Raw genomic sequence first — 17,809 nt, forward strand, 5'->3', positions numbered from 1 at the left:
GCCTGTCGGAATACTCCGACCGAAGGGTCACGAGTCGATGAGACCTTCGGCCGCGCCCCGCCAACCGCGGCGCTGGTAAGCCCGCGGCGACATGCCGTGGGCAGCGACGAAGACCTTGGTGAAGCCGGAGGCGTGCGCGTAGCCGAGTCGGCGGGCAGTCTCTCCGGCCGAGAGACCCTCCTCGAGATGAGCACGGGCGAGGGTCATACGTAATTGGGCACGCCAGCGTGGGTAGCTCTGGCCGGTGGCCTCAGTGAAGCCTTGGTGGAGCAAGTTCTCGTCGACGCCGAGTCGAGCGCTCCACTCCGACAGCGTGCGCGAATCGGTGGGGTCGGCCCGAAGCGCGCCAAGGATCGTCTCGACTGGATCGCTCTGACGACTGCCATGTGGACGAGCCGCCGCAGAGTTGCGGACCAGCCTCGAGATCCGCGCCGGGTCGTGGATCTCGGGGCGCAGGTGGGTGTAATTCGCGACCACCGTGTGCAACAGATACCTCTCCGCTTCGCGCGCGAAGTGCAGCACACGTGGCGGCGGTGCGGCGACCGGAGAGGCGCCCGGCTGGGACCCGAGGGGAAGTAGTAGAGAGCCTTCCGCGATCTCGACACTGTTGCGAACTCCCGCTGGAAGCCACATCGCGTCGCCCCGCCTCAGATTCCACGTTCGGTCGCCGAAAGTAACCCGGGCGGAGCCTCGATATATCCAGACGACGACGTGAAAGTCGTTGACCCTAGCCCATGTTCCGCTTGTGGGGATCGTCGGCGGTATCGGTGCCGAGCGTGGTTGGGTGCCTTCCTCGGACAACAGCGCGACGCTCTGTGCCAACGTTTCGTTCTCATGGATCGGCACCGAACCTCGGTGTGCACGTGCGTAGGCACTTGGTGTCATTCCGGTGTGTTCACGGAAGGCGCGGGTGAATCCCGCGGGCGTCGCGAATCCGACCTGTCCACCCGTCCAACCGATTTCGCGACCGGCATCCAGGTATGCGGTTGCTGCCGCGATCCTGGCCGAGGTACGCCAACGCACGAAAGACAACCCAGTCTCCTCGGTGAATCGGCGCTGCAGGGTGCGGACACCGATCTTGAGTTGCCGGGCAAACTGGGAAAGTTCGGTGTCGTCGGCTGGTGTCCGAAGAAGTGTGCGAGCGATCTCGAGGGTTTCGGCCGAGCGAGGCAATCTCGGCGGGGAGTACGGCACCGAAGCGCCCGACTCTTTGGCATGGGCTCCCGCGACCAGCTCGAGCAGCCCGGCACCCACGGCCGTCCCACCGCGCAGAAATCCCAAGTTGTGTGCGAACTGGTGGACGAGCCAGTCCTGCCAGGCGGCCGGGATCTCGAAGTCGATGATTCGGTTCAACGTGGGAGGCAGGTCGGCAGCGGGCATCGGGATGGGAAATGCGACCGCCTCCGGGTCCACTCGAATGCTGTACGCGATTCCCGCCGGTACCCACACTGCGGCCCCCGCGGGCACGTTGCGGACGCAGTCGCCGATCTGCAGTTCTGCGCGTCCGGTGTGTACCCAGAACAGCAGCGGCTCGCGTTCATTCGCAATCGAGGCGAGTCGAGCGGCAGGGATTTCGGGGATTTCTCCCGCAGAGAACACCAACCGTGGTCCCACGATGCCCCCAATGTAGATGCCTTCTCGCACAGGCGACCGATGAGTGTAAGAAGTCGGCACGCACGGATAACCGTATCCGATTAGGGCAGGCTAGCTTTAATTACTGGCCGTCTCGCCGTGATCGAACGTGGGCCGAACCCCCGTCTGTGCGCTTCCGAGGAGTCTTTCCGTGCCCCGAAACACCCGTCCGACAACGGCGTACCCCGTCACCTTGCGTGAACTCGAGGTATGTCGGGTGGCAGACGTGACGCCGGGCATGAGGAGAGTAACGCTCACCGGCACCCAGCTCGAAACCTTTACCAACGCCGACGGTCACGTCGAGCCTGCCTTCACCAGCACGGGCTTCGATGACGACATTCGGTTGCTGTTCGCCTACCCTGGCGAAACCGACCCCGTCCTACCGGTGATGGTCGACGGCAGTGTGACTTTCGCTGCGGGGCGCCGCCCACTTGCCCGCGCTTACACCGTGCGTCGCTACGATCCGCGAACAAGGGAACTCGAGGTCGATTTCGTCGTTCACGGCAGTGGAGTGGCTACCGCCTGGGCCCGCGGCGCCGGTCCGGGCGACCGAATGCACATCGCGGGTCCCTCTGTATCGCAGGGACTTCCGGAGGATTGCGAGCATCTGCTGGTCGTCGGTGACGAGACGGCGCTACCTGCGATCGCGCGTCTGCTCGAAGGATTGCCCGCCGATGCCAGGGGGCAGGTGTTCGTCGAAATTGCGGACTCAGCTCACATTCAATCGGTGCGCGAGTTGCCCGGGGTGAGTGTCACGTGGTTGCCGCGCGAGGGGGCCGAGCCCGGCACCACTTCTTTGTTACTCGACGCGGTCACTGCCGCCGAATGGTGTGACGCACGCGTATTCGCTTGGCTTGCAGGCGAACAGGCGACGGTTCGATCGCTTCGTCGGTACCTCATTCGTGATCGAGGAATTGCGAAGACCGACATCGACTTCACCGGCTACTGGAAACGCGGCGAGGCCGTACGTGCAGATTCCTGACCTGGCTCCATCGCTCACCCGACATCTGTACTCAGTAAGACCGACAGTGCTCGATAACACCGAAAGGCAGAAATGACAGTCCTGCGCACCAGACGATCACGGATCACCGGACTGATCGGGACCGCGCTCGCCGCAGCGCTCCTCGTAACCGGGTGCTCGGCCCCGGCCGAAGACTCGAAAACGGCATCCTCCCCCAATTCGGAAGGAAGTGCCCTTCCCGCGGCGGAAGGAACGACCACCTACCCGCTGACCCTGGAATCGCCTTACGGTACAAGCGTTCTCGAGAAGCGACCGGAGCGTATCGCCGCGATCGTGCCCAATGCTGTCGACACGGAAATGCTTCTCGCCCTCGGCGTCAAACCGGTCCTCTCCTCGTCGATGGTGAAGGAATCGGCTTCCCAGTCGTACTTGTTGCCTTACGACGCAGAGGATCTCGACACTTTCGAGTTCGCGATGGGCGGAACACTTCCCGTCGAAGCCATCGCCGCGAGCGAGCCTGATCTCATCGTTGCCGTCGGCTGGGCTGACGGCCTGGGTGGTTTGTCCATGGGCGACTACTACGAGCGTTTGTCCTCCATCGCACCGGTGGTGACGAGTCCCGACACGAAATCGCGGATGCTCGTACCGTGGAAGGAATCGATTCGCGTACTCGGCGAGACCCTCGACCTCTCGAAGGCGGCCGAAAAGATCGTGGCCGACCATGACCGGTATTTCGCGAACGTGCGCCAGGAGAACCCGCAACTCGCGGGCTTGACTGCAACCTGGGCGATCTTCTACGGAACCGGCAATGGGCTGCAGTATCTTTCAGCACCCGGTTCGGCTCCGGCAACATTCCTGGGTGAGCTCGGCTTCGCCGAGAACCCGCGCGCAAAGGAATTCGTCACCCAGAGCACCGTCGGCGAGGAACTTCTCGAGAACATCGATGCGGACTTCCTGCTGATCGGCCGCAGCGCTGCCGGCAGCGAAGAGGATTTCGACAAGCTGACCGATGGAAAGCTCTTCCAGGCGCTGGGAGCTGTGTCATCCGGGCATTGGGTCGCTCTGCCTCCTCGTACCGCCGACGGTGGGGACGTTCTGTGGGCGATCACGAGTGGTGGTCCGATCGGAACGATGTGGGCGGCTGAGCATGTCGTTCCGCTCATCAGCGAGAAGCTGTAGGCGGACAACTGGAGAACGGAAAGCGCTCACCCGTCGCCACATGATTGTGTGGCGGCGGGTTGTTCGTACAGCAAGAACCCCGGGTTTCGGGGTTGCCTATGGCACGAAAAAGGTTGCGAAACCTGGAGTGACCGGTCCGGCGGCAGGCAATATGGTGACCGCAACTTGCCCGGCCCCGGTCTGCAGGGTGGTCTCACCCGGGGTTCCTTGGTTGTCGCCCGAAAGCCGACCGGTGCCGGAGGTCCCTGTCGAGAGGTTCAGCCAACGCACTTCGGTCGACAGCATGCATCCCCACCGGGCGTCTGGGGCGCCGGTGATCGTCACTGTGCCAGGTTGTTCGCCGACTACCGCCACGCAGCGGACAGGAGGCGCGTCGAAGCTGCCATTGGGGTTCCCGAACGGTGCCGGGTTGATTTGGAACGGAACTGTGACTGCCGCGGAGGCGATGGCTGCGGGTGCCAGAACCGAAACGGCAACTACGGATGCGCAGGCGGTCAATCGGCGTACGAGACTCATCACGGTAACCTCCGGTAATCGAAGACGGTGTGGTGCTCATACTGTACCCGGAGTGCAATTGCCGCAAGGGGATCCACGTTTCAGATCAGTGACGGTTTGCAAATCACCGAGTGCGCTGCTGTCGGTAGAATCGTTGTCCTGCAACGAGTATCGGTACATGTACCCTGTAATGCGCGGTGAACTGCCCTATCTCATTGGGTTCCACCGAAAGTACTAACTTTTCATGCTTCGGCCGGCCGGCAGGTGGTGTAGCTCGAGCAACTTGGTGCCGCTCGCGAGACGGGTTGAATGTCTCTACAGTGGAGGCGATGGATGCGAATGGTGTACTCGCTTCGCTAGAAGCTGAACGCCCGCAGGTGTTCTCGCAACTTCTGCTGCTTCACATCTACGTGCGGTTGATGCGGCGTGGGCTGCCGTGTGACATTGGGAGGTCGAGTGTCGACTGCCGAATACTTTCGACAGCAGTGGGTTTCGTTGGATGGAATCACGAAGATCAGGCCTGTCGACACCGGGTTGGTCGTCTAGGGGCATGCCCGGACTCGGCGACCTCTGGCCCGCAGGTAAGGGTGGGTGTCAAAATCACGCTTCGCATACCAAGCAAATGCTTGATCGCTAGAGTGTGGACATCCAAACGCCCGACAAAAGCTCGATTTCGAAGGAGTTCGTATGGTTGCACCCCAGGCCTATGTAGTCGATGCAGTCCGCACTCCGGTGGGTAAACGGAACGGCTCGCTCGCCGGGGAACACCCGGCGGACATGGGAGCCCATGTCATCACCTCGATTCTCGACCGCACCCAACTGGACCCGATGGCTGTCGACGACGTGATCTTCGGTTGTGTCGACGCTATCGGGCCGCAATCGGGCAACATCGCCCGTACCGCCTGGCTTGCAGCAGGCTTACCGCTGGATATCCCGGGAACGACAGTCGACAGACAATGCGGGTCTTCACAGCAAGCCATCCACTTCGCAGCACAAGCAGTCATGAGTGGGACCCAAGATGTGGTGCTTGTCGGGGGTGTGCAGAACATGTCTTCGATTCCTATCTCTGCGGCGATGCGTGCCGGCAACGAATACGGATTCGACACACCCTTCAGTAAGTCACGGGGGTGGGCTGCTCGATTCGGCGAGGCCGAAATCTCACAGTTCGTCGGTGCCGACCTGACTGCCAAGAAGTGGGGTATCAGCCGTGAGGACATGGAGGAATGGGCACTGCAATCGCATCAGCGTGCCCGTGCTGCCATCGCCGACGGGCGATTCGAGCGTGAGACCGTGTCACTGGGTCACTGCGTCGTTGACGAATGCCCACGAGAGACATCCTTGGAGCAGATGGCTGCATTGCCCGCGCTGAGGGAAGGCTCGTTACTGACAGCTGCTGTGGCCTCTCAGATCTGTGACGGCGCGTCAGCGGCCTTGATCGTCTCCGAGAAGGCGCTCGAGGTTCATGGATTGAAGCCGAGGGCGCGTATTCATCATATGAGCGTGCGCGGCGACGATCCGATGCTGCAACTGTCGGCACCCATACCAGCGACCAAGTTTGCGCTCGCGAAGTCAGGCATGTCGATCGGCCAGATGGATACCGTAGAGATGAACGAGGCATTCGCTTCGGTAGTTCTGAGCTGGCTGATCGAGACGGGTGCAGATCCCTCCCGAGTAAACCCCAACGGTGGTGGAATCGCATTGGGTCACCCTCTTGGAGCCACCGGAACCAAGCTGTTCGCCACGATGCTGCACGAGCTGGAACGCATTGACGGACGGTATGGACTCCAAACCATGTGTGAGGGTGGCGGAACCGCGAACGTCACTGTCATCGAGCGGCTGAGCTGAAAGGAAGAATCGGGCGGCATTGGAGCCGCTCTGTTGCAGCGCTCCGTCAGGTAGGCGGTGTCAGAGCGTGATCGTGCGGGTCGGCTCCCAGATGGAGGGGTCGCGGTGGGTGACGACGAAGACGGTGGCCGCCAATTCCTGCACAGCGCCGGCGATGCGGCGCTCGGTGCCCTCGTCGAGAGCCGAAGTGGCCTCGTCGAGCACAAGCACGGGTGCGTTTTTGAGGAAGGCGCGAGCGATCGCCACTCGCTGACGTTCGCCACCGGAGAGAGCGGACCCTTGGTGCCCGACGTCCTGATGAATGCCGAGCGTCGAGCGGTCGAGAACGGCGCCGAGAGCAGCGCGCCTGGCGGCGGCCTCGATCTCGGTTTCGGTAGCCCCAGGTCTTCCCAGTCCGATATTTTCCCCGAGGGTGCCGGAGAACACGAGTGGATCCTGCGGCACGTATCCGATGTGCGCGGCCAGGTCGTCGTAGGGCAAGTCGCGCAATGAAACTCCGCCCAGAGTGACGCTGCCTTCGTCCGGGTCGTCGAAGCGCATGAGCAGCCCGAGAAGTGTGCTCTTCCCGGTACCGGAGCGTCCCGCTACGAGCACGCGATCACCAGCGGGGATCTGCGCGTTGATGCCGCGCAGAACTGGCGCGTGATCCACGTCGACGATCTTGATGTCGGTTCCTGCCGGGCGACCTGCGTCCTGGGGTTCAGGCTCGGGCAGCGCGGGAGCCGAAGTCGCGGTGCGGTAGTCGCGAACCGTCGCGCGCAGTTCATTGACTCCGATTCCGGCCAGCGCGAGTTCGTCGAGCGGGGCGGCGGCGCGGGCGGTGAGGACGACGAGCGCGAGAGCGGCTGCAGGATCGTCGAATCCGGTGGCGGCGAGGAAGATTACTGCACCTGCCAGCGGCACGATCGTCGCGATCGCCGAGATGAATGTCGCTGGCGCCGCGGCGAGATTGGTCCGTGCAAGTGCGGTTTCCTGATCCCGCCAGCTTCGCTCGATCCGTTCGACGGAACGAGTGGGACCCGCTGCTGTACGCAGTAATTCGAGATGGTCGGTGAGCTCGAGAGTTGACTGCGTCGCAGCGAGTTCGGCCTCGTGCCGGCGCTCGTCCGCTCGGCTGAGAGCGCGTTGGGCCAGCGTCTGAGCTGCGAGCGACACCGCGAGAAGTCCCCCGACGAGCAGCATGACTCCGGGTCCCGCGACGACCGCGATTCCAGGAAGCAGGAGCAGCGGGATCAGCGGTGCAACGAGGAAGGTCTGAAGTTGGTGTGCGGGAACACTCATCAGCGACGGGATCCCGCGCCCGGCGACGGTGGCGAGCAGAGCCCGGTTGTCGTCGGTGAACCAGGACAGCTTCGCGCGGGCGAAGGCATCGCCGAGCGCGTCGTAGAGATCGCCGACGAGTCGAGCCCCGGTGAAATATCCGCCCCGCGAGACCAGGACGGTCACGAAGAGGGCGATTGCGGCCGTGGCCAGGACGAGAACCGGCGGCCGGTGATCGGCGATCGAGAGCGCGAGAAAGGTGTACGCGATCGCCTCGAGGACCGCGACGGACACCCAACCGAGTCCGATGGTGATCAAGCGTCGACGGGCTGCAGTGGTGCTGTTCATTGTTCGGCTCCAGTCAGGGCAGCATCGGATGCGATGAGACTCCGGAGGTCGAGCCGATCGTCGGCGTCGTCTGCAAGAGCGGGGTCGTGGGTGACGATCACGATCGTCTTTCCTTCGTCGTGTGCGAGATGTCGTAGTTCTTTCAACAGTTCGGCCGCTGTCCGATCGTCGAGTGCGCTGGTCGGCTCGTCGAGCAGCAGTACTGTTGCGGGCGAAAGGAATACCCGAGCAAGCCCGACTCTCTGACGTTCTCCGCCGGAGAGTGAAGCGGCATCGGCATCGAGGCTGACGTCGATCTGTGCCCGGCGAAGAGCTGCGGCGTATTCCGCGTCTGTTGCGTCGGGGGCGGCCAGCGCGATGTTCTCGCGCACCGTGGCAGGCAATACGTCTGCGCCCTGAGGCGTGAGCAGAATGGACCGTGGCCGCAGGTTCTCGTCGATAGTGTCGACGCTCTGGCCCGCGTAGCGGACGGTACCCAGATCCGGGATTTCGAAGCCGGCCAGTGCTTTCAGCAGCGTCGACTTGCCCGCTCCACTCGGTCCCGTGATCGCAGTGATTGCGGACGGGCGGAATGCATGCGTGACGCCGTCGATGACTCTGCGGTCCGCGATCGTGACAGTCAGGCCGAGGATCTCCAGTCGATCGGAGGGACTGGCGGCCGGAACGGTTGATGCTTCACCAGCCGGGAGGGTGGCTTCCTCCAGCGCTGCGGCGAGTCGGACTGCAGCAGAGCGTCCAGCCGCGACGTAGTCGAGGCCGTGCCCGAGCCGCAGGGCCGGTGTCACGATTGCGAGACTGAAGAGAATGGTGGCGGCCAATGTCGGTGCATCCCAGCGAAATCCGATGGCATAGGCGATCGCAAACGTTGCCGTCGCCTGCATGAGGGAAACGGCGACGGCCGCAGGGGTCGCCACGAGTCGAACGCGCTCCTGCATTCCCCGAGTGAACCGTGCTGTCGATTCTGCATAGTCAGCGGCAGCACCGGTCTGCGCGCCGTAGATCCGGCAGACGCGGATGCCGCGGGCATAGTCGTCCACGGCGGTCACGATGTCGCCCATGACATCCGCACGTTCAGCGCTGTACCGCGCAGCCATTCGAGGGATCACGATCAGATAGAACAGTGCTGCCACGATGCCGGGAGCCAGAGCGAGAAGCGCCACCGGGCCGGCTGAGACGGCCAGCGCCGCGATCGTGAGCGCCGGGACCACCACGAGCGTCGCGAACTCGGCAGGTAGGTGCGCAGTCATATGGTGCAGCGCCGAGATGTCGTCGGAGACGAGCCTTCTCAGCGCGTCCCCGCTGTAGCGGGACAGCGTGCTTGCCGGCAACCGGACGAGGTGGGCAGCGAGCTGGCGCCTGAGCCTGGCCTCGAACAGCGCCTCGGCGTGGTGCGAGAGCCACGACGACGTGGCGGCGAGCGTGACGCCGACGAGCCAGAGCCCGCATGCCCATTCGGCCCAACTCATGGACGGTTCACCGATGAGTTGCACGACGCACCAGAGCGCTCCGAGCATCGCGACCCCCGACGCAGCCGCCGCGACCACCCCGGCGGCCAATGCAGGCAGCGCCGGGCGCAAGGCCGGGACCAGCGATGGTTCGACGAGAGGGCGGGGCATGGATAACTCCTTGAATCAGCGTCAGGGTGCGGGCACGACAAGTGACCGAAACCTGAGGTTAGGCTTCGGTTGCCACTCTTGGTTATCGCAGTACGCCGATTTCTTACACTCGATTGGCAGCCGTCGGCGTCAGGATGCGGCCGAAATGGAACTCATGACGTCTTCCCACATGTCCATGACTGCGGGTTCGGCTGGACCTGTTTGGGTGAAGACTGCCACGCATTTTCGGCGGAAGTCGTACATCTCGATCGAGCTGGTCAGTCCGTGAACTCCGTGCGTGCGGGTCAGCCAGCACTCCGCGACGCCGTTCAGGTCGATCATCGTCCGGCAGGTGTCCGAGGCTAGAGTCAGCGTTCCGCCGAACATGGCTGCCGCGTCGAGATCACCGCGATGAATCTGCAGGCAGCCGTTCCCGGCGACAACCGTCGTGACGGGCAGTTGTTGGTAGGACAGGTGCTCCATCCCGGCAGCCATGAGGTGAGGATCGATTCTCCGGTAGCCGAGGGCGCCCAGAGCGACCAAACCGTTGCGGCGTTCGCTGCCCCTGTCCGCGAGGATGAAGTCGAGTTGTGTCAGCTGATCGGCTTCGGCCCAGAATGCGGGCGTATTCGACGTCTGGATGGGAGGGTTGGCTTCCCTCGAAGCGTCGGCCGCGTTTCGTATCGCTTCGAAGGCGAGACGATCCGAGGCCGGGGTCAAATAGGTGGTGTGCGAACTCGATCCGTGAGTGTCGAACATCCGGAGCGTCGGCGGAAGGTGCTGCTCTGCATCAGTGGTCACCACCGAACCGAGGGCGGAAGGGTTCAAACGCAGAGAGACGAGTCCTGGCGTGCAGACCAGCGGATCACCGGGAACGGTGGGAACGGCGTACTTTCCCGAGTCGTTGACAGCCACTGGCCCCGCAACGGTGATCGCGACGACATCGCCCAAGAGGGACAACATTTCGCCGACTACCCCGGGTACCGTGTCGATCAGTCCACCGCGGAATCCTGGACGCGCAAGCAGCGCGTCCAGGTCCGACATGCGCGCCACAGCTGCGCAACGGCATTCACCACGGTGGGGACACATCTCAGTAGACATCCCGTAGGTACCGCTTCGATCGTTTGAGGTTGTTGACGTAGTCCTCGGCGGCATCCGCATCCAACCCGCCGTGCTCGGCGACCACCTCGTGCAATGCGTCGTCGACGTCCTTCGCCATCCGGGTGGCATCGCCGCAGACGTACACGTGCGCGCCCTTCTCGAGCCAGGCGAACAACTCTCGGCCCTGCTCGCGCATACGTGTCTGGACGTAGATCTTCTCGGACTGATCACGAGAGAAGGCGAGGTCGAGACGCGTCAGGACACCGTCACGGGTCAGGCCGTTGAGCTCGTCCTCGTAGATGAAATCGCTCGACTGATGCTGATCGCCGAAGAAGAGCCAATTCTGCCCCGACGCGTTCCGCGCCCGACGCTCGTGCAGGAAAGCGCGGAAGGGTGCGATGCCGGTTCCGGGTCCGATCATCACGACGGGAGCAGCATCATCGGCGGGCAGGCGGAACGAATTGTTCTTGGAGACAAAAACTCCGACCCGGTCTCCCTCGCCTACCCGGTCCGCAAGATACGTCGAGCAGACGCCACCGCGATCCCGCTCGCCCGAGCGGTAGCGCACACTCGCAACCGTCAGATGCACGGTGCCGTCGTGGGCCAGCGGGCTGGACGAGATCGAGTAGACCCGATGCTGAAGGGGGCGCAGAAGAGCAAGCAACTCTTCGGGATTCAGGCGAGCGCTGGTGCCCAGCTGCAGAAGATCGAGCACATCTTTGCCCCACAGCCACGCGTCGAGCGCTTCCCGATCTTCGGTGTCGAGAATATGCTGCAGTTCGGCGTCTCCGCTGCGTCGGGCGATGTCGTCGATCAGATCGCGAGAGGGAATCGAGATCTCGTAATCGCTGGTCAACACCTGGTCCAACGGCACGGAAGAGCCGTCCTTCGCCGTGACGACGCAATCGCCGCTCACCCCGAGTTGACGGATGATGGCGTCGACGAGAGCGGGGTCGTTGATCGGGCGGATTCCCAACCCGTCTCCGGCCTCGTAGTCCAGACCATCCTCGCCGAGTGCAAAGGTGAAGTGGCGGACTTCCTTGGCGGAGCCCTCACCGGACAACAGTCGATTGGCGAGAACAGTCGCAGGATAGGGGTTCTTGCGCGTCCATTGGGATTTGGTCTTCAGTGAACCGGATGCAACCGGCACCACCGCAGCGCCTGTGTCGCCGCCCGGACCGGCATCACCGTCCACGCCGGCCACCGCAGCGACGGCACGAACGATCCACTCGGCCGCGTCATCCTCGTAGTCGACGTCGCAATCGGTGCGGTCGACAACGCGGGTCCCGCCGAGCGCTTCGAAGCGAGCGTCGATGTTCTTGCCGGACTGGCAGTAGCCGTCGTAGCTGGTGTCACCGAGTGCAAGCACTCCGAAGTAAAGACCGTCCAATCTGGGGGCGCTCTCGGATTCGACTGCATCCCAGAACAGTTGCGCGTTGTCAGGCATCTCGCCCTCGCCGTAGGTCGAGGTGATCACGAGTACCCGGCGCATGGCGGAAAGTGCGTTGATATCCACGGTGTCAAGACCCGCGACAAGTGGTTCGAGACCGTGGGCACGAGCAGCAGCGGCCGCGTCTTCGGCCACGGACTCCGCATTTCCGGTCTGGCTCCCGAAGAGGATGTGCACGGCCGCGCCAGCAGTTCTTTCCACAGTTGCTGTTGCAGTACCGGTTTGACCGGGCATGACGGTTCGTGAGTGAAGACCGGCCAGGAAACCGGAAAGCCACGCTCGCTGGTCGCCGGTGAACGGTGCGTATTCGGGAATGTACGGAATTTCCATGATTTGAAGCTCACCTACGTTCGGGGGAGAGGTCAGGACACCAGGTCGGGGATCGCACGTGAAGCGAACAACTCGTCGAAGTTCGGCAGGGATCCGAGTTTGTCCCGGTTCTTGTTGTCTTGAAAAAGAATCCACCCGTACGTCGCGGGACTGTCCATCGCCAGCACGTTGCGCAGACTCAACGCCTGCTTGTAGTCGTCGACCCGCTTGGCTGCAATCAGCGCGGCCAACTGTTCGTCGTCGTAGCCGGCCAGAATCTCTTTCGAGTACTTCACCAGGTGCTGGACGAGGGCGAAGTCCTCGGTCAGCACCAGATTGCGAGCTGCCTTCTGAACTGCTGGATCGTCGGGTCCCGACGCATTCGGGGTGCGGGCCGCGGCGAGTTGTTGGGCGAAGTGAAGCACGGTGTACTCGCTGAGGAGTGCGTACATCGTTGCGGTATCGGTTTCTCCGTAACCGGGGACTGCGCCGCCGAGTGCGGGACGCTCGTCTCGAACCGCGAGTTTGAAGGTGCGTACCTGCCGCGCCGCGATGGCAGAAGCCAACTCTTCGAGAAGTTCTTTGTGCGTTTTGGCGGCAAGGATGGCGTCGCTGTCCTGGTAGAGCATCAGCGCCTTGGGCATCGCGTAGACAAACGAGTGCTGTTCGACTTCCCAGTTCTCGAGCAATCGGGTTCCGAGCGCGGATCCCGTTGCCTCCACATGCAGTTCGAGAAGGAGTTGCACTGCGTGGATGTGGACGGCGGCAAGAGGGTCGGTCGCAGCGGTGATCGACCCCAACAGCACGGAATCGGTGCTCGCTCGCAGTGCAAGCTCGCCGCGAGGGTCGTACTGGTAGAAGAACCCACCACTCATGCCGTTGCCGACGCCTTTGCCGAACTCGCCGAGATTCAGGACGGCACCGTTTGTCATGTACTCCCCGGCGAAGTCGCCGACGCCTTCGACGACAGCGCTGGCTCCGGAGTTGCGAACCGCAAAGCGATCGCCTGCTTCACCTTCGACGAACACTCGCCCACCGGTGGCGCCGAAGAGAGCGAAGTTGCCGATCAACACGTTTCCGCCGGCGTCACTGGAGCCGCCGCCAGGGCTGCGCACGGCGATCACGCCGCCGCTCATGCTCTTTCCCACGCCGTCGTTGCATGTCCCGGTGTGCTCCAGGTGCATGCCGTCGTTGCAGAATGCGCCGAACGACAGGCCCGCAGATCCGGTCGTCAGGACGCGTACGCTGCCCGGAGCGAAGTACCGTCGCCCACGTTCGTCGGTCAGCACTCCCGGAGCGAGAAGCCCGGCCGCTCCGTAGTTGAGTTCGCGTTCGAGGTCGACCGCCAACTGCCCGCCGACGCTCTTGTTCCGGTTCCCCAGGTGCAGTGCACCTTGGGCGAATTCGGGTCCGGACACGGTGACCGAGGCCTCGCCACGGTCGAAGAGTGCCGTGCGAACCTCGTCCATGATCTTCTCGTCGAGCGCGTACTCACGCTCGAGGTACACGGGATTGTCGACGGTGATGTCCGGCGCCGACGCGAACATCGCGCCCAGGTTCAGATTGCCGACGATGGACGGGTGATCGATCAGATGCAGGAGGTCGGTTCGTCCTCGCGCTTCCTGGAGGGATCGCATTCCCAGATTTGCCAACAGTTCCCGAGTTTCGTGAGCGATGTTGAGAAGGTACTGCGCCATGGCACGGGGATCGCCGTCGAACAGTTCCGGGTTGGTGGTCAGTCCTGCGGGGCACTTGATGTTGCAGTTCTTGGCCATGACGCAGCCCATCATCATCAGCGCCGATGTGCCGAACTCGAAGCTGTCTGCGCCGAGTAGTGCCGAGGTGATGATGTCGCTGCCGGTCTGATGTGCGCCCGAGCATCGAAGAACGACCTTCTGACGAAGACCGTTGGCGCACAGAGCTTGATGGACCTCTGCGATACCGACCTCGGCCGCACGGCCCGCGTACTTGAGGCTGGTCACGGAAGCGGCGCCGGTGCCACCGGTGTTTCCGGCGACGTTGATGACGTCAGCGCCGGCCTTGGCGACTCCGACGGCGATGGTGCCGATACCTTCCGAGGACACCAACTTCACGATCACCCGGATACGCGCTGCCTTGCAGTCGTGGATGAGCTGAGCGAGGTCCTCGATGGAGTACGTGTCATGGTGAGGCGGCGGTGAAACCAGTTCGACACCGGGGGTTCCACCGCGGGCCGCAGCGATGTCGACGGTGACCTTGGCTGCCGGAAGCTGGCCGCCCTCACCGGGTTTTGCACCTTGGCCGAGTTTGATCTCGATCTCTTCGAGCATCGGGTCGGCGAGGTATCCCGCCCAGATTCCGAATCGACCGGATGCAAACTGCTTGATACGCGATGCTCGAATTGTGTTGTAACGAGACAGGTGTTCACCACCTTCACCGCTGTTGGACATCGCGCCGACCATGTTCGTGCCATGCGCGACGGCTTCGTGTGCCGGAGCATTGAGCGCGCCGTGGCTCATGGCTCCCGACGCCAACTTCGGAGTGATGTCGCTGGCGCTCTGCACCTCGGAGAGAGGAACACCTGCCGGTGCGACCCGCAACTTGGACAGGAACTGTGCCCCGATACCGGTTGCCTTCAGAACCAGATCCGGTGCGGTGGCTTCGATGGAGATATCGCCCGAGAAGATAGCGGTGAGAGCGTTTCCGAGTGCTACCCGGCGTGCGGCGTCGTCGGCCAGTGGTCCGTCCAGGCGAAGTGTGTACCCGCGGTCTGCGGCGGATTCACACTGGATTCCACGCATCACGATCGTCGTATTGCCGTGTACCGAGAATCGGCTGATCTGCTCGGCGAACTCGGCTTTCGTCACCGCAAACGTGACATCGCCGGGAACGGAGATGACGTCGCGCAGCGCGGCGGGACGACGCGATCGTTCCGCAGCCATGACAGTAGAAAAGTCCCGGTACCCGGCGGTGATGTCGAAGTCGTCGACCTGTTCGGTGGTCAACCGGTCGAAGCTCGTCGCCCGGTATGCCCCGGCGTCGAGGCGGAAGGCGTCGTCGAGCCGTCCGAGGGGAAGGAGACGCAGAGCCTCGAATTGTTCTGTTCCCGAGGGACTGTCGAACGCGATCTTCTCCTCGGTGAGTTCGACGTACTTGCGGACCGCGGTGGTACCGAACGAATGCCCTGCGCCGTCAGCGCGCTCCTTGAACAGACCGAGCAGTGGCAGGTCCTTCTCACCCCCGACTTCGCTCGCCCGCTCGTGCCACTGCTTCGAGGTCGCCGCGACGGTGTCGAAACCGACGCCGCCGACCGGGGATTTCATGTTGGGGAACCACTGACTCAGAACAGGGTCGGACGTATCGAGGAAGTTGGGTTCGAAGAATTCTCCGCCGATGTAGCTCTCGACGGTGCACAGACCGACGCGCCCCATCGTCTTCATGAGGGACTTCTCGGCGGCCTTGGCGAAGCGCCGGAACGCGGCGTCCGGGTCGGCCTCGAACTTCTCCTCGGCGCGAAGTTGCACAGACAACGGGTAGACGGCCGAAGCGCCGAAGCCGAGTGCGGCCGCAACGTGGTGCGAGGACTCGATCTGGCCGCTCTCCACGATGAGAGAGACACGCAATCGCAGGCCTGCGTCGATGAGTCGCTGGTTCAGTGCTCCGACGACCATGATCGCGGGAAGTGTTGCACGCTCGTGAGATACGTGACGGTCGGTCAGGACTGCGATCCCGCCCTGTTCAGCTGCGAAGGCCACAACAGCGTCGCCGAGTGCGGTCATCGCGTCGATCATCGCTTGTGCGTCTCCCCCGGCGGGGTAGAGCATTTCGAAGCGGCGGTGCGGTGTGTGGTTCTGTTCGCGGATCTTGAGCATGTCCAGATGCCCGAGGATCGGCGACGCGATGACGATCTGTTTGCCCTCTCCGGCAGTCGTCTTCGCGCCCAATGCGACCCGGAGAGTCATACCGTCCGCTTCACGGATGCTGTCGAGCGGAGGGTTGGTTACCTGGGCGAATCGCTGTGAGAAGTAGCGTGCCACACCGCCTTCGCGATCGCTGAACGCGTTGATGGCGTTGCCGTAGCCCATGGCGGAGACCTTCTCGGCTCCGTGTGTGAGCATCGGATCCATCAGGAATTTGAAGCTCTCCTGATCCAGGGAGTACGCCATGTAGCGCTGATGAACCTCGAAGGTTCCGTTGTAGCGCGTCGGTGAGCTCACCTTCTCCGCAGGTACGGAGGCAATGTCCTCGATCAGGATTCGTGACTGCTCCACCAGAGACTGGTAATCACGCTGTGCAGCAATCTTTTCCAGGGCCTCGTGGGCAGTGTAGGTGTGGCGATCTCGATGATCGAAGTAGAGCATTCCGCCGGCTTCGACGCGGCCACGGTGAATCACCGTCTCGGGTGGGAACGCGATCTGTCCGGCTTCGGAGAATGCGCATACGTAGTCGTGGGTCTCGATCGTGCGTAGTGGACGCAAGCCGAGGCGATCGAGGCGTGCACCGATGATGGTGCCGTCGCCGAAGACCAGCGCTGCCGGTCCGTCGTTTTTCTCCTCGTACAGCGAGAAGTACTCGAACATCGCTCGCACCGCAGGGGAGAGGGTGGTGTCGTTTTCCCAGGCCGGCGGCATCATCGAGACCACAGCCGTCACCAGGTCGACACTGTCCTCGATGACGCGAGCTTCCAGGGTCTGATCCAGTCGGCAACTGTCGGACTGGCCGGGCGGACGGACGATCGCGCGTCGTTTCGCGCTGGCGACGGCAGCTTCGGAAAGCCGATTCTTCTTGTCCGTGTTCAGTTCTCCGTTGTGAGCCATGAACCGGAACGGCTGCGCCATCGTGGGATGCGGGTCCGTGTTGGTCGAGAACCGCGTGTGGAAGTACATCGTGTGTACGGCGTGATCGGGGTCGACCAGGTCGCGGAAGTACGGGATCACTTCGTCGGAGTTCAAGCGGCCCTTGAGAACCTGTGTTCTCGCGCTGAGCGAGAGTGGGTACAACCCGCGCAGCGCAGGCGTGTTGTACGCGATGGCTTCGATGGCGAGCAGCGCCTCGTGCACGAGGCGATCGACTACCGCGGGCTCGGGACGCGGAGTGGGGACCTCGAAGATCCACTGCCTGATCGGAAGCTGATGCGCGATCGCGGCCGGCCGAATCGACGAGTTGTCGACCGGGATGTCGCGCACTGCGAGGGTGGTGAAGCCTCTGTCGAGAAGTTCGCGTTCCACCAGAGTCGCTGCACGAGCATGCTGGGCGTCGTCGTCGGGAAGGAAGAAGTTGCCGACGCAGAAGCGGCCGGCACGGAGGTCGGAGCGCCCGGTGACCTTGCGGAAGAACCGGAGGGAGAGGTCCACCGAGACGCCGCCACCGTCGCCGACACCCTCGGAGGACATACCGCCGCGGTGCGGGACCGAGCAGAGTGCTTCGCGGCCCTTGATCAGGACATCGTGGGTCTGCACGCCGTCCTTGCGCGTGATGAACCCGACCCCGCAACTGCTCTTGTCATCTGCGGGGTCGTACAAACCGACGATGGACGTGCTCACTGCAGCAACCTTCTCCCTGTCCTGGTTGCCCGGAGATTGTTCGACCGGGCAGATACGACGGCATGTATTCCGTCAGGGCAGGGCGTCGCTGCTTCGATGAAGCGGCACCCGA

General features: G+C 63.1%; 10 protein-coding genes. 3 read left to right on the forward strand and 7 right to left on the reverse strand.

Annotation, left to right across the window (positions count from 1 at the left end; all coding sequences use genetic code 11):
• Positions 1 to 27: 27 nt before the first annotated feature.
• Entirely contained in the window at positions 28 to 1,614 is a 1,587-nt protein-coding gene (locus DBV08_RS15420) for a helix-turn-helix domain-containing protein (protein WP_124567978.1), read from the reverse strand.
• 169 nt (positions 1,615 to 1,783) lie between these two features.
• Here DBV08_RS15420 and DBV08_RS15425 point away from each other — a divergent pair, with 169 nt between their 5' ends.
• Positions 1,784 to 2,614 carry a siderophore-interacting protein gene (locus tag DBV08_RS15425; protein ID WP_124567979.1) on the forward strand — a complete coding sequence of 277 codons (831 nt, stop codon included), beginning with the start codon at positions 1,784 to 1,786 and terminating at the stop codon, positions 2,612 to 2,614.
• A gap of 72 nt (positions 2,615 to 2,686) precedes the next feature.
• Positions 2,687 to 3,772, forward strand: a complete 1,086-nt coding sequence (locus tag DBV08_RS15430; protein ID WP_124567980.1) for an ABC transporter substrate-binding protein — start codon at positions 2,687 to 2,689, stop codon at positions 3,770 to 3,772.
• Positions 3,773 to 3,868: 96 nt separating this feature from the next.
• Here DBV08_RS15430 and DBV08_RS15435 read toward each other — a convergent pair whose 3' ends face one another.
• On the reverse strand, positions 3,869 to 4,288 hold the full coding sequence (locus tag DBV08_RS15435) for a hypothetical protein (protein WP_124567981.1): 420 nt from the start codon (positions 4,286 to 4,288) through the stop codon (positions 3,869 to 3,871).
• A gap of 666 nt (positions 4,289 to 4,954) precedes the next feature.
• Between DBV08_RS15435 and DBV08_RS15440 the strand changes: the two genes are divergently transcribed.
• A complete protein-coding gene (locus tag DBV08_RS15440; protein ID WP_124567982.1) occupies positions 4,955 to 6,112 on the forward strand; it encodes an acetyl-CoA C-acetyltransferase in 1,158 nt (385 codons plus the stop codon).
• A 60-nt stretch (positions 6,113 to 6,172) separates the two neighbouring features.
• On the opposite strand, the gene DBV08_RS15445 is transcribed toward DBV08_RS15440, so the two are convergent.
• The 5 genes from DBV08_RS15445 to DBV08_RS15465 all read right to left on the reverse strand — a co-directional run bounded on the left by DBV08_RS15445 (position 6,173) and on the right by DBV08_RS15465 (position 17,697).
• Positions 6,173 to 7,720: an ABC transporter ATP-binding protein gene (locus tag DBV08_RS15445; RefSeq protein WP_124567983.1), complete on the reverse strand. Its 1,548-nt coding sequence runs from the start codon at positions 7,718 to 7,720 to the stop codon at positions 6,173 to 6,175.
• Positions 7,717 to 9,336 carry an ABC transporter ATP-binding protein gene (locus DBV08_RS15450; protein WP_124567984.1) on the reverse strand — a complete coding sequence of 540 codons (1,620 nt, stop codon included), beginning with the start codon at positions 9,334 to 9,336 and terminating at the stop codon, positions 7,717 to 7,719. Before DBV08_RS15450 ends, DBV08_RS15445 begins: the two co-directional genes overlap by 4 nt.
• A gap of 129 nt (positions 9,337 to 9,465) precedes the next feature.
• The gene (locus DBV08_RS15455) at positions 9,466 to 10,359 is read right to left on the reverse strand and encodes a hypothetical protein (protein WP_124567985.1); all 894 of its coding nucleotides are present in this window, start codon (positions 10,357 to 10,359) and stop codon (positions 9,466 to 9,468) included.
• A 46-nt stretch (positions 10,360 to 10,405) separates the two neighbouring features.
• On the reverse strand, positions 10,406 to 12,196 hold the full coding sequence (locus DBV08_RS15460; protein WP_124567986.1) for a sulfite reductase subunit alpha: 1,791 nt from the start codon (positions 12,194 to 12,196) through the stop codon (positions 10,406 to 10,408).
• A gap of 32 nt (positions 12,197 to 12,228) precedes the next feature.
• Entirely contained in the window at positions 12,229 to 17,697 is a 5,469-nt protein-coding gene (locus tag DBV08_RS15465; protein ID WP_124567987.1) for a glutamate synthase-related protein, read from the reverse strand.
• Positions 17,698 to 17,809 lie beyond the last annotated feature (112 nt).

The sequence above is a fragment of the Rhodococcus sp. KBW08 genome, assembly GCF_003852455.1.
Classification (GTDB): domain Bacteria; phylum Actinomycetota; class Actinomycetes; order Mycobacteriales; family Mycobacteriaceae; genus Rhodococcus_F; species Rhodococcus_F baikonurensis.

Excerpts from the sequence above, each read along its gene's own strand:
- DBV08_RS15430 (WP_124567980.1), top strand. The coding sequence starts at position 2,687 with ATGACAGTCCTGCGCACCAGACGATCACGGATCACCGGACTGATCGGG.
- DBV08_RS15435 (WP_124567981.1), bottom strand. The coding sequence starts at position 4,288 with ATGAGTCTCGTACGCCGATTGACCGCCTGCGCATCCGTAGTTGCCGTT.
- DBV08_RS15440 (WP_124567982.1), top strand. The coding sequence starts at position 4,955 with ATGGTTGCACCCCAGGCCTATGTAGTCGATGCAGTCCGCACTCCGGTG.
- DBV08_RS15445 (WP_124567983.1), bottom strand. The coding sequence starts at position 7,720 with ATGAACAGCACCACTGCAGCCCGTCGACGCTTGATCACCATCGGACTC.
- DBV08_RS15450 (WP_124567984.1), bottom strand. The coding sequence starts at position 9,336 with ATGCCCCGCCCTCTCGTCGAACCATCGCTGGTCCCGGCCTTGCGCCCG.
- DBV08_RS15455 (WP_124567985.1), bottom strand. The coding sequence starts at position 10,359 with ATGTCGGACCTGGACGCGCTGCTTGCGCGTCCAGGATTCCGCGGTGGA.
- DBV08_RS15460 (WP_124567986.1), bottom strand. The coding sequence starts at position 12,196 with ATGGAAATTCCGTACATTCCCGAATACGCACCGTTCACCGGCGACCAG.